Consider the following 20,269-nt stretch of genomic DNA (forward strand, 5'->3'; position numbering starts at 1 on the left):
TTGTCTAACCGAAGTGTTTTTAATGATAGAAATATCCTGCTTGGGGAAAATTAATGATATTGACAAGCAGATATTGTTACTTCCGTAATATTAGACACATATTTGCAAATAAGATAGAATTGTACAAAGACGATTTCTGCTTTTAACAGCGGGAAAAGATTGATTTATGCATATGGAGGTGCAAGTTAATGGCGAAAGAGAGAGAATTGATCGTCCCCCTCCTGCCGCTTCGGGGGTTGCTGGTGTATCCAACAATGGTTCTTCATTTAGATGTAGGTCGTGAGAGATCGGTTGAAGCCCTAGAAAAAGCGATGGTAGATGACCATTTAATTTTTTTAACTACACAAAAGGATATTGCAATAGACGATCCTTCTGAAGAAGATTTATATGAAATTGGTACCTTAACAAAGGTTAAACAAATGCTTAAACTCCCAAATGGTACGATTCGCGTATTGGTGGAGGGACTTAACAGAGCAAAAATTGAATCGTTTCATGATGAGGACGAATATTATGCTGTCAACATTGTGACATATGATGAACCTACAACAAAGGATGTTGAGGATCAAGCATTAATGAGAGCAATGCTTGAGTATTTCGAGCAATACATAAAGTTATCTAAGAAAATTTCAGCAGAAACCTATGCCTCGGTTGTCGATATTGAGGAACCAGGTAGAATGGCAGATATTATCGCTTCCCATTTGCCAATTAAGCTGAAAGAAAAACAGGAAATACTTGAAACGATTGATGTAAAGCAAAGAATGAATATGGTCATTGATACCATACAGAATGAAAAAGAAGTACTAAACCTTGAGAAAAAGATTGGACAACGTGTAAAGCGCTCTATGGAAAGAACGCAAAAGGAATATTACTTGCGTGAGCAAATGAAGGCGATTCAGAAAGAATTAGGCGATAAAGAGGGTAAAACAGGTGAAATCGCGGAGTTGACTGCAAAAATTAATAATGCAGGTATGCCCGAGCATGTTCAGCAGACTGCTTTAAAAGAACTCGACCGTTATGAGAAAGTGCCATCAAGCTCAGCAGAAAGTGCGGTCATTCGCAACTATATTGAGTGGCTGATTACCATTCCATGGTCGAAAAAGACGAATGACGATATTGATATTAACCGTTCTGAGAAAATCCTCAATCAGGATCATTTCGGTCTCGAAAAAGTAAAAGAACGTGTATTGGAGTTTTTAGCAGTCCAAAAGCTAACAAATTCCTTAAAAGGGCCGATTCTTTGTCTTGCAGGACCTCCAGGCGTAGGGAAAACAAGCTTAGCACGTTCAATTGCCACTTCATTAAATCGCAATTTTGTCAGAGTTTCTTTAGGTGGCGTTCGTGATGAATCTGAAATTCGCGGTCACCGCAGAACATATGTCGGGGCGATGCCAGGTAGGATCATTCAAGGGATGAAAAAAGCGGGCACCATCAATCCAGTCTTTTTATTAGATGAGATTGATAAAATGTCGAATGATTTCCGTGGCGATCCGTCGTCTGCGATGCTTGAAGTATTAGACCCTGAGCAAAACCATAATTTTAGTGATCATTATATCGAAGAGACTTATGACCTTTCAAAAGTCATGTTCATAGCAACTGCAAATAACTTATCGACCATCCCTGGTCCACTGCTGGATAGAATGGAAATTATCACGATTGCAGGCTATACCGAGATTGAAAAGGTTCATATCACAAGAGATCATTTACTGCCTAAGCAAATTAAAGAAAATGGACTTTCAAAAGGGATTCTCCAAGTACGTGATGATGCCCTTCTGAAGGTTGTAAGGTATTATACCCGCGAAGCTGGGGTCCGGAGCATGGAACGACAAATGGCAACTATCTGTCGTAAGACCGCAAAAATCGTGGTTTCAGGTGAGAAAAAACGGGTCATCGTTACCGAAAAGAATGTCGAGGAATTCCTAGGTAAGCCAAAATACCGTTATGGTCAAGCAGAGACAGAGGATCAAGTTGGAGTTGCAACGGGTCTAGCCTACACGACGGTGGGTGGAGATACACTGCAAATTGAAGTGTCCTTATCACCTGGTAAAGGAAGACTGGTTTTAACAGGAAAACTAGGCGATGTCATGAAGGAATCAGCTCAGGCTGCCTTTAGTTATGTCCGTTCAAAAACTGCGGAGCTTGGTATTGATGATAATTTTCATGAAAAATTTGACGTACACATTCATGTTCCAGAAGGTGCCGTTCCAAAAGATGGGCCGTCTGCAGGAATTACAATGGCTACTGCACTGGTGTCTGCGCTAACAGGCAGAGCGATTCGACGTGAAGTAGGCATGACAGGAGAAATTACCCTTAGAGGCCGGGTTCTTCCGATTGGCGGTTTAAAAGAAAAAACACTCAGTGCTCATAGAGCAGGATTAACAAAGGTCATTCTTCCAAAAGATAATGAAATGGATATTGATGATATCCCAGAAAGTGTAAGAAATGAAATTGAGTTTGTCCTGGTTTCACATGTCGATGAAGTTTTACGGCATGCACTAGTAGAAGGTGGAGTGAAATGAAAGTAACAAGTTCCGATATTGTCATCAGTGCCGTAAGGCCAGAGCAATACCCAGAAACAGAGCTGCCTGAATTTGCATTGGCAGGACGATCAAATGTTGGCAAGTCCTCTTTTATAAATAAGATGTTAAATCGTAAAGGTCTCGCAAGAATATCGTCAAAACCAGGAAAAACACAAACCTTAAACTTTTATTTAATTAATGAAATCCTTCATTTTGTCGATGTTCCAGGATATGGATATGCGAAGGTTTCAAAGTCAGAGCGTGCTGCTTGGGGAAAAATGATTGAAACGTATATTACTTCTCGGAAACAATTAAGAGCGGTAGTTATGATTGTTGACTTAAGGCACCCGCCAAGCCAGGATGATGTCATGATGTACGACTTCCTGAAGCATTATGGCATTCCGTGTGTTGTCATTGCAACGAAGGCAGATAAAATCCCAAGAGGAAAGTGGCAGAAATATTTAAAAGTCACGAAAGAAACCCTCGATTTAGATGAAAATGACCAAATCGTACTTTTCTCATCAGAAACCGGTGAAGGTAAAGATAAAGCTTGGTCGATTTTGCAGAGCTATATGTAAAAAAATAACGTCAGGCACCCGCCTGGCGTTATTTTTTCTTTCTAAAAAGAAAGTATATCCCTACAAGTATAATAATCGCCGGCCAAAACTTCCATACAAAACTCAGCCCATTTTGAAGTAAATTAAGATATTCTGAAACTTTGTCGTAAAATAATAGCAATAATGCTAATACTAAAAACAGAAACGCTTGAAACAAGCCATTATTTGTTTTTTGAAAACGTAGGAAATAGCCAATCGAAATAAATAATACCAACATACCTATCGTGTTATTCGGCCAGAAAGAGATTTTACCAGCGAAATGAAAATGGAGACCGAAGCCAGCTATAATAACTCCCGGTAGAATCGCTTCATAATCCCTTGCAGAATATCCCTGTCCCAAAAAAGCTGCGCCGACTATAATAAGCAGTGTTGGCCACGAATATAATGCTTGTAGAGCAGTAAATCCAGATTGCTGTAAGAATAGAAAGGCTCCAAAGCCAATGAGAATAATTCCAGGAAAAACCCGTTGATTCTTCATTTTAACACCACCTCCAGTAAGGTTTACTTGAATCTCTTCTATTTTTTTGGTACTGTACATAAGATGATATATTAATAAAACATAACTTTTTCCCTATATAGTAGGATAACTTTTGCGCCTAGGCGCTTCCGTTTTTATAGTAACATATAGTTTCGTTTTCTGTTCACATTTTTTTGGTAAAAGTTGAAAAACCCGTGTTATAATCAGACTAGTTAAGTATGTATTAGTAGTTAGTGTATTACGTATTGGGGGTGTTCTAAGAAAATGCATATTGTAGTGATCGGTATAAACTATAAAACTGCCCCTGTGGAAATCCGTGAGCGGTTGACATTTAATGAATCCGACCTTGGTGATGCCATGACAAAATTAAATTCCAAAAAAAGCATCCTAGAAAATATAATTGTGTCGACATGCAATCGTACAGAGATTTATGCGGTTGTGGATCAAATCCATACGGGCCGCTATTATATCAAGGAATTTCTATCTGAATGGTTTGGAATTGAACAAGCTGAGTTTTCACCATTTCTATTTGTTTATGAAGAAGATGGTGCAGTGGAGCATTTATTCAATGTGGCATGCGGTCTTCATTCCATGGTTTTAGGGGAAACACAAATATTAGGGCAGGTTCGGTCAAGCTTTATTCTAGCTCAAGAACAAGGAACAACAGGTACTGTATTCAATCACCTATTTAAACAGGCCATTACAGTTGCGAAACGTGGACACGCTGAAACAGATATCGGCGCAAATGCGGTTTCAGTCAGCTATGCCGCTGTTGAGTTGGCAAAGAAAATTTTCGGTTCGCTTGAGAACAAACATGTGTTAATTTTTGGTGCAGGAAAAATGGGTGAGTTAGCAGCCCAAAATCTGCACGGCAATGGTGTTAGAAAAGTTTCGGTTATTAATCGTACCTTTGAGAAAGCAAGAGTTCTTGCAACCCGTTTTGCTGGAGAGGCAAAAACGATCGATGAACTTCAACAGACGCTGATGGATGCAGATATTTTGATTAGTTCTACTGGTGCAAAGGATTTTATCATCACGAAAAAAATGATGGAAAAAGTTGAAAAAAAGCGTAAGGGTAAACCATTATTTATGGTCGATATTGCCGTTCCGCGTGACTTGGATCCAAAAATTGCTGAGCTTGAAAGTGTATTTTTATATGATATCGATGATCTAGAGGGAATTGTTGAGGCAAACCTTCAGGAGCGGAAGAAAGCAGCTCAAGTCATTATGCTGATGATTGAAAAGGAAATCGTTGATTTCAAACAATGGCTTGGAACGCTGGGAGTGGTTCCTGTTATCGCTGCTCTTAGAGATAAGGCGGGTGCAATTCAAGCTGAAACAATGATCAGCCTTGAACGCAAGCTGCCACATCTATCAGACCGTGATATTAAGGTTTTAAATAAACATACAAAGAGCATTATCAACCAGCTATTAAAAGACCCTATCTTACAAGCAAAAGAATTGGCTGCTCGTCCAGACGCTGATGAGGCTTTGGATTTATTTATGAAAATATTTAATATTGAAGAGCTTGTTGAAAAACAAACAAAAGCAGCCGAAACCAAAAATGCAATGGTTCATGTACCTCAGGCTTCTTTTCAGTCATAAGAGGTACTCATTATGTATGACTTTTATATGACACGGCTGCACGAATTGACAGTAGTCCTATATGCCTTCAGTGTATTGTTATATTTTTTCGATTTTCTCAATCATAACCGGAAGGCTAACCGTATCGCCTTCTGGTTACTTGCGTTTGTATGGGTTTTACAAACGATTTTCCTAACTAGTTATATGATAAAAACAGGAAGATTTCCTGCGTTAACGATATTTGAGGGTCTTTATTTTTATGCATGGGTATTGGTAACTCTATCACTAGGAATTAACAAGCTGTTGAAGGTAGACTTCATCGTCTTTTTTACAAATATCCTTGGTTTTATTGTCATCGCCATTCACGCGTTTGCTCCGATTCAATATGATTCACATGTCATAAGCAATCAGCTTATGTCTGAACTCTTGCTTATACATATCACGATGGCGATTCTATCTTATGGAGCCTTCTCCTTGTCATTTGTCCTTTCGCTTCTCTATCTGATTCAATATGACTTGTTGAAGCGGAAAAAGTGGGGTGCCAGACTTTTGAGAATTGCAGATTTAAGCAAGCTGGAGCGATCCTCTTATATTTTAGTAGTAATAGGCGTTCCGATGCTGTTATTAAGCCTTATCCTAGGCTTACAATGGGCGATTTTAAAGGTCCCAGGAATGCCCTGGTACGATATGAAAATAATAGGTTCATTTCTTTTATTAACCGGTTATAGTATCTATTTGTACCTGCGTATCGTTAAAAACATGGCAGGCAGACAATTAGCCCTTTGGAATGTCGGGTCTTTTTTAGTTGTATTAGTTAACTTTTTCTTATTTGGTCAATTATCATCATTTCATTTTTGGTATTCATAGGAGGCAGTCATGCGAAAAATTATCGTAGGTTCTAGACGCAGCAAATTGGCTTTAACACAAACAAATTGGGTAATTGAACAGCTGAAGAAGCTCGGAGGACCTTTTGAATTTGAAGTAAAGGAAATTGTTACAAAAGGAGACAAAATCCTTGATGTCACCCTTTCTAAAGTAGGCGGAAAAGGCTTATTTGTGAAGGAAATCGAGCAGGCTATGATGGATAAAGAGATTGATATGGCTGTTCATAGTATGAAAGACATGCCAGCAGTGCTGCCAGAAGGTTTGACCATCGGCTGTATTCCTTTCCGTGAGGACCACCGTGATGCATTGATTTCAAGAGATCATATTAAGTTAAACGATTTGAAGCCAGGAGCGATTGTCGGCACGAGCAGCCTTCGTCGCAGCGCACAGCTTTTAGCACAGCGTCCTGACCTGGAAATTAAATGGATCCGTGGAAATGTTGATACGAGATTACAAAAGCTTCAAGAAGAAGAATACGATGCGATTATCCTAGCAGCGGCAGGACTTTCTCGTCTGGGCTGGACATCAGAAACCGTTACTGAATTTATTGATGCGGATATTTGCGTTCCTGCTGTTGGTCAAGGAGCTTTATCAATTGAATGCCGTGAGGATGATAAAGAGCTTCTTGAACTGTTTGAAAAATTCACTTGCAAGAAAACCGAAAGAGCCGTTCGAGCAGAACGTGCTTTCCTTCAAAAAATGGAAGGCGGCTGCCAAGTGCCAATTGCTGGTTTTGCCTCTATTGCTGACAATGAGGAAATTGTTTTAACCGTACTAGTTGGTTCTCCAGAAGGACAAGAAATCTTCAAAGAGGAACTAAGAGGTCAAAACCCAGAAGAGCTTGGTATCGTCGCTGCAGACCTATTAATTGAAAAAGGAGCTAAAGACCTGATTGATCGGGTTAAACGGGAGCTCGAAGGTCAATGCTAAAACCATGTGGTTTGAAAGACAAAAAGGTCCTTGTTCCCCGTGGAGCAGGTCAGGCAAAATCCTTTTCACAACTTGTAGAAAAGTATGGAGGGATTTCAATCGAAATCCCTCTTATTGCGTTTCGTCCGATTGAAATCAATCAGCGTCTTCAAACTGCAATGGATAATATTGATACATACGACTGGATTATTTATACTAGCAATGTCACTGTGGAAACTTTCTTTTCTTTTAAAAAAATAGAAGAGTTCGGTAAATTTCCGAAGATAGCTGTTATTGGCAAAAAAACCGAAGAGGTCCTGAATGAACAGGGATTAAAAGCTGAGTTTGTCCCATCGGCTTATGTGGCTGAGGTATTTGTCGAAGAATTCCTTCCTTTTGTAGCTAAAGGCTCAAAAATACTGCTTCCGAAAGGAAATTTGGCCAGGGAATATATATCAAGCTCGCTCATTAAGAACGGTGCTCATGTCGATGAAATAATCATTTATGAAACATTCATGCCCAATGAGAGCCGGGAAAAACTGGCCAAGATGCTTTTAGCGGACGAGCTCGACATCTTAATGTTTACAAGTCCCTCCACTGTAGACCACTTTATGAGTGTGGTACATGAGTATAAGCTTGAGAGTCATCTCGAAAATTGCGTTATTGGCTGCATTGGACCAGTCACAGAGAAAAAATTGCTTTCCTATAGATTGCCCGTACATGCTGCACCTGAGGAATATACTGTTAAAGCAATGATCAAAAGCACGATTCAATACTTAGAAAAATAATGTTGGGGGTAAATATAAATGGAACTTCAATTTTCACGTCATCGCCGATTACGTTCAAGTGCTAATATGCGTGCACTTGTTAGAGAAAACCACTTAAGACCAGAGGACTTCATCTATCCTTTATTTATTTATGAAGGTGAAAACATTCGCAATGAAGTATCATCGATGCCAGGTGTGTTCCAAGTGTCAATGGACAATCTGAAAGGTGAAATGGATGATATCGTAGCGCACGGAATTAAGTCTGTTTTATTATTTGGAATTCCGGCTACAAAGGATGAATGCGGTACACAGGCGTTCCATGACCATGGAATCATTCAAGTTGCCACACGTTACATAAAAGAACATTATCCAGAGATAATTGTCGTTGCCGATACTTGCTTGTGTGAATATACAAGCCACGGTCACTGCGGCGTCGTTGAAGGAGAACAAGTTCTTAACGACGAATCCCTTGAATTACTTGTGAAAACAGCGATAGCACAAGCACAAGCTGGAGCGGATATTATTGCACCATCTAATATGATGGACGGATTTGTGGCAGCGATTCGTGCTGGTTTAGATGAAGCAGGATTTAAAGAAATCCCGATTATGTCTTATGCCGTTAAATATGCATCTGCTTTTTACGGACCGTTCCGTGAAGCAGCTGAGGGAGCTCCACAGTTTGGTGACCGTAAAACCTATCAAATGGATCCGGCCAACCGGATGGAGGCATTTAGGGAAGCGGAATCGGATGTTGCAGAAGGCGCAGACTTCTTAATTGTTAAACCAGGATTACCTTATCTTGATATCGTTCGTGATGTTAAAAACAACTTCAATCTTCCAGTTGTTATTTATAATGTCAGCGGTGAATATGCAATGGTAAAAGCAGCTGCAGCCAACGGCTGGATCGATGAAAAGAGTACGGTTCTTGAAATGTTAGTAGGTATGAAGCGCGCCGGTGCTGATTTGATTATTACTTATGCTGCTAAAGACGCATGCCGCTGGTTAAAAGAAGACCAATGAATCTCCCCATCGCTAAAGCGAGGGGTTTCATAAAGATTACCGTTTAAGAGGCATTGTCTTTATGTGGGTGACCACAAAACCCGCTAATACATCTGGTCTTTACAAAAGACCTTCAGCTTTACTTTCATCAAAGCCTATTTAATTCACGTTAGCAAACGTGAATTGGCTTTTTCAAAGGCTTGAACATTTTACGTGGCAGAGCACTTATACCTGCCACAACCTTCTATGTTCAGTTATCAAAGAACAAATGTTCCCTTTGGTTTCTAGTATATTCCAAATCTTTTTAAAGGTCAATTGATATGCGTACATCTCCATAACTTAAAGTTATGGGTATTACGCACAAAAGAATTATTAAAATTCGAAAAGAGGAACTCAAAATGCGCTCATATACAAAATCAATAGAAGCATTTAAAGAAGCTCAGAACTTAATGCCTGGCGGTGTCAATAGCCCAGTACGTGCATTTAAATCTGTCAATATGGATCCTATCTTCATGGAAAGAGGAAAAGGATCAAAAATTTATGATATTGATGGCAATGAATATATCGATTATGTATTATCATGGGGTCCGTTAATTCTTGGTCATAGTAATGACCGTGTGGTTGAAGGTATTAAAAAAGTGGCTGAGCTTGGTACAAGCTACGGTGCACCAACGTTAATGGAAAATAAATTGGCTAAGCTTGTGATTGAACGTGTACCATCGATTGAAGTGATAAGGATGGTATCATCAGGAACAGAAGCAACGATGAGTGCGCTCCGCTTAGCACGCGGCTATACAGGTCGTAATAAGATTTTGAAATTTGAAGGCTGTTACCATGGACATGGTGATTCGCTATTGATTAAAGCTGGTTCTGGCGTTGCTACACTTGGATTACCGGACAGCCCTGGTGTTCCAGAGGGGACTGCTAAAAACACCATCACAGTCCCTTACAATGACCTAGAAGCGGTTAAATATGCATTTGAACAATTTGGCGATGATATTGCTTGTATTATCGTTGAACCTGTTGCAGGTAATATGGGTCTTGTACCACCGCTTCCAGGATTCTTGGAAGGACTTCGTGAGATTACGACCGAAAAGGGCGCATTGCTGATTTTTGATGAGGTTATGACAGGTTTCCGTGTGGGCTACAATTGTGCACAAGGCTATTTCAATATAACTCCAGATATCACTTGTCTTGGAAAAGTAATTGGCGGCGGTCTCCCAGTTGGCGCGTACGGTGGTAAAGCTGAAATCATGCAGCAAATTGCTCCAGCAGGACCAATTTATCAAGCAGGAACACTTTCAGGAAACCCACTAGCGATGACGGCTGGTTATGAAACATTAAGTCAATTAACACCAGCGCATTACGAAGAGTTCAAACGCAAAGGCGATTTACTCGAAAAAGGAATTACAGCAGCCGCTGAAAAATATGATATTCCCGTTACCTTCAACCGTGCTGGTTCTATGATCGGGTTCTTCTTCACCAATGAAAATGTAATCAACTATGAAAAAGCCAAAACTTCTAACTTAGAATATTTTGCTGAGTACTATCGACAAATGGCAGAACAAGGTGTATTCCTGCCGCCATCTCAGTTCGAAGGATTGTTCCTATCAACGGCACATACCGACGAAGACATCGAAAAGACCATCAAAGCAGTAGAAATTGCTTTTTCCAAACTCAAATAAATTTAAGCACTTACCGTTGTTGTAAGCCGTTCTCTTTTGGAGTACACACAAGGACATTATTTATATGCAATAAACAGCGACAAAGGTTTTAAGCTTTGTCGCTGTTTTTAATAAATTCAAGCACCTGTTAGAGCGGGCTTTAGCGCCACCGATCTCCGCGCTTCTTCACGTAGTGTGCAAATACATAGCGCCAAGGAATGCAGAAAGGAACAATCAAGACGAATAAACAGGCATAGGCCATCGCCCAGGTTGCTTCGTCCATTTGACCGGCTGTCCATAGTGGGAGCGCAACGCTGATCAGCCAAATCGACTTCCACACCAATTCCCACAGAAGCAAAGGTATCATCTGCAGTGGATACCGCAGCCCCAGGATTAACAGAACCGAAAAGGAGGCCAGCATGCAGATGACTACTCCCTCCATTAACTCATAGGGCTTCTCCTGATAGAAAACCAGTTGGATGACATCCGGCCATCGTACGATAGCGAGCCCCACCACGATAAAAAGGTACAGCGACCTCAGCAAATAAAGACGAAACAACGAGACCTCGTTCATTTTTGCAGTTGGTTTGCTTTCATTCATTTTTTTCACCTTCTTTTATAAATTTGATAGTAATAGGACATTCGACTTCCTTATCCACTCCGTTATACCAAGTCCCTCTGATTCATGAAATTTCTCGACATCAGCCATTCTAATCAGATACGTGTTTTTCACTCATTCTCCTCCTCCTTCATGTTCCTCCTGCGGATGCATCTCCACCTCGTTAAAGATACACGCACATATGGTGAGTCGTCATCACCACATGTGGTGATTGACAAACTAATTAAGTGAAAAAAATTACTTTAGCAAATCCGCTAAAGTGAAAAGAAAAATCCTCCGATAACGCCGGTTTGCTACTAAAATAATTTGCTGTAATAATGATCAAACAAAGACCAAAATTGTTATTAACCTTTGGGTGTCGTGAATTTAGTTCATACTTTTAGGGGTTTGTTGTTTTGTTCCAGATTTATGACGACATTTCCCTTTTTGTGTCCTTGTTCGACATAACTATGGGCAGCAACGATTTCTTCAAAAGTATAGGTTCTATCAATAACTACTTTTAGCTTTCCAGCCTCTACTAAATCTTTGAGGAAGTTTAATGCTTCGGGAGTTTCAGGAGAGTTTTGCCCCAAAATGATCTTTATGCTGCTAGTCATTTTTTTCCATAGCATTTGAACACTTGGTAAAAGCAAGGTAAGATTTATATAGGTTCCATTCTTCTTGAGCGATTTCATACAAGCTGATAAGGGACTTTTACCAACCGTATCAAAGATGACATCAAACGTTTCACCTTTACTTGAAAAATCTTCTTTCGTATAATCAACAACTCTATCTGCTCCCAAAGATTTTACCAATTCTAAATTTCTAGTACTGCATACTCCCGTAACATTTGCTCCGAAAATTTTAGCAATTTGTACTGCATAAGTTCCTACACTTCCTGAGGCTCCATAAATTAGAACCTTCTGGCCGCTCTGAATATTAGCTTTTCTAAGAAAAAACAATGCTGTACGTGCCCCAATGGGAATGGCAGCAGCTTCCTCAAAAGTAATATTGGCTGGTATAAGAGTGACTGGCCCATCTTCAGGCAAACATTTATACTCGGCATATCCACCAAAATCCAATAGGGACGCTGCAAAAACCTGGTCACCTTCCTTAAACTTCTTGACATTTTTCCCTACTGACTCAACTTCTCCTGCTAGCTCCATTCCCAATATTCCCTTTTTTGGCCCCTTGAGACCCAGCGAAATTCGGGCTGGCAGCCAAAAAGCCGAAGGGACTAAAAAACCTCGCGCCCGAATATCTGCTACTGTTACGGTCGTCGCTTTTACTTTTACCAAAATTTCATTTTCTTTAGGAGCAGGTTTTTCTATCTCTTTTAGTTGAAGAACTTCAGGGGGACCGTAGTTTGTATACACAATTGCTTTCATTTTATCCTCCTCCAATTCGTTTTATTATTTGGCTCTGTTAAATAATAATGTTGATATTTAAGACATAAAAAATAGACCGTTAGAATTCCATATATATATTTAACATTTCGATGGTCTTATTCAACTAAATGCCTCTTACTTTAATAAAATATTATTTCTGAACTGAACTACAATGACCTGACACGATATATTAAATTAGGGAGTAACGAAGATACCATAAAGAATTAGAGTTAAAATCCAGCTGCGAAAGTTGAGTGATTAATAAATCGTTGTTGGTCTATAATAGTATCACTATCAAAAAAACGATTTAAAATATGTTGTTGTGTTTCTAAACTAATTCCATCAATGTGAACGCGGTCCATCATTGCAGAAGCATCAGTATATTTTAAATAAGGATTTGGACCAACAGAACACAGGATTCGAAAGCCAACACTTTGCAAATAGTCAAATTTGGGGTCATCAGGTAACACGCTACTTCCGAAAGGATAAATATAAATTAATGTTTCTCCTATTAAAGGCGAAACTTCATTTAACCATCGATTTGTATCATTTTTTAAAGTATTTAAATCTATGTTTGCAGTAGCTAAATGACCATAACCATGAGAGGCAAATTCCCATCCTTCATTTTTCAATTTATTGATAACTTGCATTGCTTCTTTCTTTTCAATTTCATAACTAGGTGAATCTAAGTCATTGGTACGATATCCTAAAACTCCTTCATATCCAGTAAGAGCTAAAATCCCTTTTGCTCCATTTAATGAAAAATCAGGATGTTTTTCAACAAATGAATTTAAAAGAGGAACAATTTCATTTTCTTCAGAAATTACTTCATTACCACTTAAATCTTTTGAGAATGTAGCAATTTTTCCTTCTGAATTAATAATTAATTTATAGGCATTACCGTTAGAAATCATGTAGGGATAATAATTTAAATCATCAACAGATATAATTAAAGGTTTTTTATCTTTTGGTAACTTCAATTCTTTTTTTATAGGTTGCTTTTTTCCATTTAGATTTGTTTCTTCAAAAACATCACTCATTTTAATCAGAATATAATTTTTAGAATATAAAGACTCAATAATGGAGTTAAATTCTTTTACTGTAACAAAATAATCATTGTACCCTTGCGACATATGGTCACCATCAAAAGCAAGTGATGGATATACTACAAGAGGATGAAAGAAAATATGTTCAATAGGACCATCATATGTGACAAAATCTTTTAGCACATCATTATCATTAGTTGGTGTCTTTCCACTTTTTCCAATTTCCTCATTACGACTATCTTTCAGTCCATTCATTTCATCTTCAATCACTGCTCTTTCTTTTTTTGTGTTTATATTTTCTTTTTGTTCGTTGTTAAGGGAGGTCATAGAAGCACAAGCATTTAAAAGAACTAAAACTATTAAAATAAGAAAATATAATAAACCTTTTTTCATGTTTTTAACCCTCCATTACCCTTTACTATAAAAAATCCTCCTGTTGATCGACTTACGGATAAAAGCCGGCCAAAGGTGTCCATTGTCGACATCCTTTGTACCTACTGCACCTTTTCGGAACAAGAAATTGTCAGGATCTATGGGATACATCGGCTGATGCCGTATGGGCTGGGGCCATTCGCTTGCGAATGGCCCATTCGGCAACGACGAGGTTAATTGCCCATCCTGCACCCATCAGTAGGGCTTCGCTGAGCTCACTTGGCGGACCGGCGATTATTTCCCCAGCCATCAAGGTCAACATCTGTGTACCCGCGCCAAGCCCGATTGCATAGCCACGTATCATCCATGCGCCGTGCTGGACCACCTTTCCTCGCAGGATTGCAGCAAAGCCGAGAAGGATAGACACGACCATGGCCGACCCAAACAGGAGCCGGAAAACATAAAGCAGCAGCTCACCAGTACCATCCACACGGGGATAGAACAGGGTCATCCACAGTCCTGAAATTCCAACCACTAGCCCGCATAAAATCAAGAGCAACCCGGCAGCGCGATGCCAGCCAGGCCTACGCCGCCTGAAACCAGTTGCGAATTGGAATGCGCCCAATATCGCATACACGATGGAGCACAAGATATGCAGCACTATCGGTAAATTCACCGCAAAGAACCGTTCGTTGGCCAGCGTAATTTCAGTTCCACTAGCCAGCACTATTAGGCGGAAGACTCCGGCAGCAAGCGGAGGTGTGCTCAGCAAAAGGAGTGCAGCGACGAGCCACTTTGCCGAAACTTCTTTTGCAGGTGCTTTTGTTTTCTGAGACGTAGGTTTCCCTAACTCATTGTGCTCAGACACATTGGGGGCTTGATCTTTATCGTAGACATTCACTCTCAATTTCAACTCCTTTTAAAAAATTTGCGTAGGGCTTTGTTTAGTTCACATCCATTCTGAAGATAACGGATTACATTGTTTAGTGTTAGAGTGACTATTTCGAAACTATGAGACTAGCGGCGGTATAGCCGCTTGTTCAATCCTTCCACTTTCGGAGCGAACTTACTTGACTTCTGTTTGGCGTGACTGGATGAAGCCTAGGCTTCCTTTCGCGGTTCAGACCAGAGCGCATATCCCAGCCAGGCCAGACCTAACCCAAGAGGCACCGCCGCTATGCGGTCGAGCGGGTGTGGGAGCAGCAAAACCACGAGAGCCGACACGGGTCCCGCGGAGGCAAACAGGCCGGCCGCCCATCGCGGCAGGATGCCGGCGCGGATCGTCGCGATGCCAAACAGCGGGCTGCCGAGCATATACAGTACCCCTACTAGCGTATATACCGCTGCGAGGGCTCCAAGGTTCATCTCGCCAGCAGACCCACTGGGGAGCAACAAGAAGCTCTCCATAAACTTCGGTGCCTCGGTCGGCAACAGCGGCGAGATAAAGGCTTCGGCGAATTGAAAGGCCATTGTGAGCGCATAGAAGAGGCTAAACATGAGATAGCCGATCAGACCAAGCCAACCGGCCTCTTCGACTTGCCTTGCATAGATCCCTGCAATGCCGAGCAGGCCGAGGAGGCACATGGCGATGCTCAAGTAGTGGACGATTGCCCATCGACCGGTGGTGACTGAAGAAAGAATATCAGCTGGATGGATTGTCTGAATGACTATGAAAAGGAACCCTGCTACCATAGCTGCTAAACCCGACCAGCGGATGAGAGACGTCGATGTTACCTTCATTTTATTCTCCAACCTGGCCTCGAAGTGCTGGTTGGTGTGAGTGTGCTTGTTCCCTTCAATGATTGATGTCTTGGGAATTGTTTTCATCTTTTTCTCTCCTTTTTAAACTATTTGTTTTGTCTGTGTTACCATCTGAACCCTTCGACTGATTGGAATCAATCTGATGGATTGAGATTAATGTCAGGCCGAGATTACGCACTTTCCTCAGCAAACCATGTAATGCGGCCTGATCGACCACCGGGCCAGAGAGTATGGTTATTCCGTCACTTTCGTGGGTGAAGCTTAGACCTTCAAACCGGTCGGCCCACCGGGCATCAAGGTGTCCCTTGAGGCGAATTTCGTACAGTCTAGGCTCGTGATGGTCCTCTGTTGATACATGTGTTTCACTCATTTCGTTCCTCCTTCCCGTTCGTTCTATGGATGCATATCCACATTGGTGTAAGCGTTCCTTTCTTCTTCAAAGTTACATGTTGAAGTGGTGAGAAGGCATCACCACATGTGGTGATTTATCAATCGAGAATTGTAAGGATAGAAAAATGCCCTGGCATGAGCCAGGGCAGGGGGGGATGGGGCTTGCTAGAACAAATCGAGTTCCTCAGCCCGTCGGACTGCTGCCCGGCGGTTGTTCACATCAAGCTTGCCATAAATGTTCTTGGTGTGGGTCCGTAGTGTGTTCAGGGACACTATAAGTTCACGGGCAATGTCTGGGCCACTCAAGTCGGTTCTGAGCAGCCTAAGAACTTCCCGTTCACGTTCACTTAGTCGCTCGATCATAACCTGTTTGGCAGGCGGTTTATCCTCAGCCCTGCCAAAGGCTGTCAGGAGACGACGGACATAGTTCAGGGCAATCTTCTTTTTCACAGCCGCTTCCAGCAGGGCAATCATCGGTTGACCTTCGTCCACAAAGATTCGGACATAACCCTCTGGTTCACCTAGGGTCAGGGCGCGTTCCAGCGGCACAAGCGCAGCAGGGCTGTCGCCTTTCATATGGTAAGCAAGCGACTGCAGTATCAGGATTTCGATCGAACTTCCCTTTCTCCCGCCTTCTTCTGCTGCTTGGAGGAGGCGTTCGAGTAGACCCATTACCTCAAGTATAGAGTGGTTAGCGCGGTCGCTCTTATACCGGGCCAGGAGCACCCTTGCCAGGGTAATATGCTCGAATTCGCGCAAGTAGCAAAGGTCGTCCTGTGCTGACAGGTCCTGCTCCCGTGCCCAGTCGAGGGCATCACCCAACTTACCCTGTGCGACCCACACCCTTGTCCTCAACGCTGCTATAGGACGTACATTTGGGAAAAAGTCATTAACATACAGGTGCTCTGCCTCGTGAAGCAGGTTGAGCGCGCTGTCCAGACTTCCTTCGGCCTCCCCTAATCGAGCCATTGCGACGTACCACCGATAGCGGTTTTGAGGGAACCCGGTATGCTCGCCCTGCTCCTTGCTTCTCAGTAGGTGTTGCGTGGCGGAATCCAGATCGTTATGCTCACGGTGGAGCTCACTCATTCCCACGTAAATATCAGCCGTTCCCAGTAGTTCAGGTTCGCCGTTTTCTGCTGCAAGTTGTAATCCCCGCTCATAGGTACGCATCGCATCGCGGAGTCGGCCTTGCGCAATCCGTATATCAGCAAGAGCGATTGCACCATTGATTGCGTCAGGGATGGCTCCTGCCAGTTGCACGGTAGAAATACCATCGGCAAACATCCGGTGTGCTTCCTCGAGGTCCCCGCTCCTCCAGGATGCGAGTCCCAGGAGCGCTGCTGCCGATCCGCGCGGGAGATGATCATCCTCAGGTACGAGGTCGAGCACAAGCTGGGCGTATTTCACGGTGGCGGGCACATCACCCAGAACCAGGGCTAGTCCGGCACGGAACACAGCAATCGAACCTGGGAGTCGGCGAAATTCCTCTTCGTCCACGACAACCATCTTACCAAGTAGGGCTTCCAGTCGATCGCGCATGCCTGTCATAGACTCCAGCCATTTTTCGGCAATTTTCAATCGGTCCTCAACAGCCTCTAGCTTGCCGCCAGCCAGTAACGCACCGGCATACCAAACACAAAGCACGGGTCTACAGTGGACTAGCTCGCTGGGGAGCCCTTTCAACCAGCCCAACACCACAGCCCACTGTCCACTCCTGCCAATGGCTGGACATGCCATCTCGATCAAGTCCGCAGCCTGTGTGAAATCCTTGGCGGCCAGCGCATGGCGGATTGCATCGGCAGGCGATCCATTCTGCTCATACCATTTGCTCGCCCGCAGATGCAGCGTAGCAACCTGATCTGGTAAATCTGCCCTCAAATGCGAAGAGAGAACCTCTGCAAAGAGGTGATGATAGCGATACCAGTGACGCCTGTCATCCAGTTGGACAATAAAGAAGTTGCCTCGCTCCAAGAACTCCAAACGAGCGTTGCCTTCCTCCTGGTTCGTGACGGCATCGCACAACGGGCCATGCAAGCGGTCGAGAATGGAGGTCTGAAGTAAGAAGGTCCGGACATAATTGGGCACACGCTGCAGGACCTCTTCGACCAGATAGTCCAAGATGTACCGATTGTCTCCAGCGAATGCCCGAATGAACGCAGGAATGTCCTCGCGTCCCTGCATCGAGAGTGCTGCCAGCTGTAGCCCCGCAATCCAGCCTTCGGTACGGTTCTCCAGTACAGTAATTTCATCAGCCGAGAGACACAGACCCATCACCTGATTGAGGAACGTGGCCGCTTCGCCGGGAGTAAAGCACAGGTCATTGGCACGCAACTCGGTCAATTGGCCCCGGGCACGTAACCGGCCCAGTGGAAGCTGCGGATCTTCACGGGTGGCGATGACCAAGTGTATTTGTGGCGGAAGATGCTCGAGTAGGAAGATGAGAGCAGTGTCTATCCGGTTAGAATCAATAAGATGGTAGTCTTCAAGGACGAGGACGAATTTGTATGGGATAGTTGAGATTTCATTGAGCAGAATTGTCAAAATCGATTCAATTGACGGTGGCTGTGGGGATTTGAGTGAACCAACCACGCCTTCTCCTATATTCTCCGCAATCATCTGCAATGCAGCGACAAGGTGAGTTAAGAAGCGTGTAGCGTCGTCATCCCCTTCATCCAGCGACAGCCATGCGACAGGTCGCTTACAACTGGGAACCCATTGGCTGACCAGCGTAGTCTTGCCAAAGCCAGCAGAGGCAGAGATGAGTGTCAGCTTGCGGTTCAGACCCTCGTTCAGCCGTTCGACCAGGCGCGGTCTTAGTACAATATTAGTCCGTGGCAGGGGGATATATAGTTTAGTGGATAAAATTGGAATATTCATAGATTAATAATAACACGTAAAAAGACTCCCGCACAAAATTTCAACATAATCGGCTGCCCCAACCTATGCCTCATATCAGGGCGTACGCCAGGCTTTTTTGGGTGCTGAAATCAATTATCCAAATAGTCGGCGGGATTAATCTGGATTAGAGCGGGATTAATTTCGTCAAAACTCCCTGATCCTAAACTTTTTCACATCAAAATCCTTTTTTATCATATTTAAAAGCCTTTGTTCATATTGTGTAAGTGACATAGTGATTTTGCGTGAAAGGAAACGAAAGGAGGAGTCGCTTTGTCTCAAGAGAATCAATCGTGCCTGCGATTTTCCTTGGAGGAATCTTTGTGGTTTAGAAGGGGACAGGAAGTAGCTGAACTTGTGTCGATTTCTCTAGACCCGGATATTACCATCCAGGAAAACGATCAGTACGTAACCATACGTGGTTCGCTGGAATTAACAGGCGAATATAGAAGTGACGAGGATAGTGCTGAGATTGAAGAAGAAAATGCACCAAGCCAAAAGTATGTTGAAAGAGTGGATCCACAAGAGGAAGGAATCTGTGAATTTTCACACCGTTTTCCTGTCGATATTACCATTCCAAACAATCGAATTCAAAGTATTTATGATATCGATGTTATCGTGGAGTCATTTGATTATGCCTTTCCCGAGCGCAGCTGTCTGAAACTATCCGCAGAACTAACCATCAGCGGCTTGTATGATTCATCCCAGCAGCAAAAAGATGATGTTGTGGAAGAAGAGGAGCAGTATGAAGTACTCCATCGTTATCAGGTAGAGGTTCAAGAAGAAACAGAACAAGAAGAAGAACTACATGAAGAAAATCAATTTGAGGATACCTTCTTGTTTGAGGCTGAAGCAAGAAAGCAGCCAGAAGAAGAAAAGGTTGAACCATTTCCGAAATTCCCAACGTTCACGTATGAAGAGCCTGAGCCGATAGAAGAGCCTCAGCAGCCAGTCGTGTTCGAGCATGCAAGAAGTGAAATTAGTGAGCCAGTCGATGAGATGGAAGAAATCGCCGAGGAAGCACCAAAACAGCCAGTTGCGGAAGAGGTAGAGGTAGAGGAACCTGCCCAGCCAAAAGAACCAGTGATGGAAGAGAGTTCGTCCTCCCCAGAAGAACCACCAAAACAAGTTAAGAAGAAGGCATCAAAAAAGAAAACAATGACACTCACGGAGTTCTTTGCCCGTAAGGAAGAAGCTTCAGATCAAGCGAGATTAAAAGTTTGTATTGTTCAAAAGGGCGACACGCTGGAGAGTCTATCCGACCGTTACGATGTTTCTGTCCCTAATCTACTTAGATATAACAATCTCGAGCTCAACCAAGATGTGTATGAGGGTCAAGTATTATACGTACCAGTTGCCTTCGCAAAAAAATAATCAACCGAAAACAGAGTGAGCGG

17 protein-coding genes are annotated in these 20,269 nt (G+C 42.6%); 9 read left to right on the forward strand and 8 right to left on the reverse strand.

Annotated features, from left to right (window positions below):
• The first annotated feature begins 188 nt into the window (after positions 1 to 188).
• Both lon and yihA read left to right on the forward strand, forming a co-directional pair.
• Complete coding sequence (gene lon, locus J2Y03_RS14535) at positions 189 to 2,516, forward strand: endopeptidase La (protein WP_310195306.1); 2,328 nt, start codon at positions 189 to 191, stop codon at positions 2,514 to 2,516.
• Entirely contained in the window at positions 2,513 to 3,094 is a 582-nt protein-coding gene (gene yihA, locus J2Y03_RS14540; RefSeq protein WP_310195310.1) for a ribosome biogenesis GTP-binding protein YihA/YsxC, read from the forward strand. The genes lon and yihA overlap by 4 nt, the downstream gene beginning before the upstream one ends.
• Positions 3,095 to 3,122: 28 nt before the next feature.
• On the opposite strand, the gene J2Y03_RS14545 is transcribed toward yihA, so the two are convergent.
• Entirely contained in the window at positions 3,123 to 3,611 is a 489-nt protein-coding gene (locus tag J2Y03_RS14545; RefSeq protein ID WP_132088945.1) for a LiaI-LiaF-like domain-containing protein, read from the reverse strand.
• Positions 3,612 to 3,875: 264 nt separating this feature from the next.
• Here J2Y03_RS14545 and hemA point away from each other — a divergent pair, with 264 nt between their 5' ends.
• From hemA to hemL, 6 genes are all read left to right on the forward strand, one after another.
• Complete coding sequence (gene hemA / locus J2Y03_RS14550) at positions 3,876 to 5,216, forward strand: glutamyl-tRNA reductase (RefSeq protein WP_310195311.1); 1,341 nt, start codon at positions 3,876 to 3,878, stop codon at positions 5,214 to 5,216.
• A gap of 12 nt (positions 5,217 to 5,228) precedes the next feature.
• On the forward strand, positions 5,229 to 6,062 hold the full coding sequence (locus tag J2Y03_RS14555; RefSeq protein ID WP_132088939.1) for a cytochrome C assembly family protein: 834 nt from the start codon (positions 5,229 to 5,231) through the stop codon (positions 6,060 to 6,062).
• A 9-nt stretch (positions 6,063 to 6,071) separates the two neighbouring features.
• Complete coding sequence (gene hemC, locus J2Y03_RS14560; RefSeq protein ID WP_310195313.1) at positions 6,072 to 7,010, forward strand: hydroxymethylbilane synthase; 939 nt, start codon at positions 6,072 to 6,074, stop codon at positions 7,008 to 7,010.
• Positions 7,004 to 7,777 carry a uroporphyrinogen-III synthase gene (locus tag J2Y03_RS14565; RefSeq protein ID WP_310195315.1) on the forward strand — a complete coding sequence of 258 codons (774 nt, stop codon included), beginning with the start codon at positions 7,004 to 7,006 and terminating at the stop codon, positions 7,775 to 7,777. Before hemC ends, J2Y03_RS14565 begins: the two co-directional genes overlap by 7 nt.
• Before the next feature lie 18 nt (positions 7,778 to 7,795).
• Positions 7,796 to 8,776 carry a porphobilinogen synthase gene (hemB, locus tag J2Y03_RS14570; RefSeq protein WP_132088929.1) on the forward strand — a complete coding sequence of 327 codons (981 nt, stop codon included), beginning with the start codon at positions 7,796 to 7,798 and terminating at the stop codon, positions 8,774 to 8,776.
• 377 nt (positions 8,777 to 9,153) lie between these two features.
• On the forward strand, positions 9,154 to 10,440 hold the full coding sequence (hemL, locus tag J2Y03_RS14575) for a glutamate-1-semialdehyde 2,1-aminomutase (protein WP_310195317.1): 1,287 nt from the start codon (positions 9,154 to 9,156) through the stop codon (positions 10,438 to 10,440).
• Between the two features lie 139 nt (positions 10,441 to 10,579).
• On the opposite strand, the gene J2Y03_RS14580 is transcribed toward hemL, so the two are convergent.
• The 7 genes from J2Y03_RS14580 to J2Y03_RS14610 form a co-directional block, all read right to left on the reverse strand.
• Entirely contained in the window at positions 10,580 to 11,020 is a 441-nt protein-coding gene (locus J2Y03_RS14580) for a hypothetical protein (protein ID WP_310195318.1), read from the reverse strand.
• 389 nt (positions 11,021 to 11,409) lie between these two features.
• Positions 11,410 to 12,405, reverse strand: coding sequence for an NAD(P)-dependent alcohol dehydrogenase (locus J2Y03_RS14585; RefSeq protein WP_310195319.1), 996 nt, complete (start codon positions 12,403 to 12,405; stop codon positions 11,410 to 11,412).
• A gap of 230 nt (positions 12,406 to 12,635) precedes the next feature.
• Positions 12,636 to 13,844 carry a polysaccharide deacetylase family protein gene (locus J2Y03_RS14590; RefSeq protein ID WP_310195320.1) on the reverse strand — a complete coding sequence of 403 codons (1,209 nt, stop codon included), beginning with the start codon at positions 13,842 to 13,844 and terminating at the stop codon, positions 12,636 to 12,638.
• Between the two features lie 130 nt (positions 13,845 to 13,974).
• Positions 13,975 to 14,724, reverse strand: a complete 750-nt coding sequence (locus J2Y03_RS14595) for a DUF2306 domain-containing protein (RefSeq protein WP_310195322.1) — start codon at positions 14,722 to 14,724, stop codon at positions 13,975 to 13,977.
• A 200-nt stretch (positions 14,725 to 14,924) separates the two neighbouring features.
• Positions 14,925 to 15,650, reverse strand: a complete 726-nt coding sequence (locus tag J2Y03_RS14600) for a hypothetical protein (protein ID WP_310195323.1) — start codon at positions 15,648 to 15,650, stop codon at positions 14,925 to 14,927.
• Positions 15,619 to 15,954: a hypothetical protein gene (locus tag J2Y03_RS14605; RefSeq protein ID WP_310195324.1), complete on the reverse strand. Its 336-nt coding sequence runs from the start codon at positions 15,952 to 15,954 to the stop codon at positions 15,619 to 15,621. The genes J2Y03_RS14600 and J2Y03_RS14605 overlap by 32 nt, the downstream gene beginning before the upstream one ends.
• A 185-nt stretch (positions 15,955 to 16,139) precedes the next feature.
• Complete coding sequence (locus J2Y03_RS14610) at positions 16,140 to 18,854, reverse strand: LuxR C-terminal-related transcriptional regulator (RefSeq protein WP_310195326.1); 2,715 nt, start codon at positions 18,852 to 18,854, stop codon at positions 16,140 to 16,142.
• Positions 18,855 to 19,145: 291 nt separating this feature from the next.
• Here J2Y03_RS14610 and spoVID point away from each other — a divergent pair, with 291 nt between their 5' ends.
• Complete coding sequence (spoVID, locus tag J2Y03_RS14615; protein WP_310195328.1) at positions 19,146 to 20,246, forward strand: stage VI sporulation protein D; 1,101 nt, start codon at positions 19,146 to 19,148, stop codon at positions 20,244 to 20,246.
• Positions 20,247 to 20,269: the final 23 nt, after the last annotated feature.

It is taken from the genome of Neobacillus niacini, assembly GCF_031457145.1.
GTDB classification, from domain to species: domain Bacteria; phylum Bacillota; class Bacilli; order Bacillales; family Cytobacillaceae; genus Neobacillus; species Neobacillus niacini_J.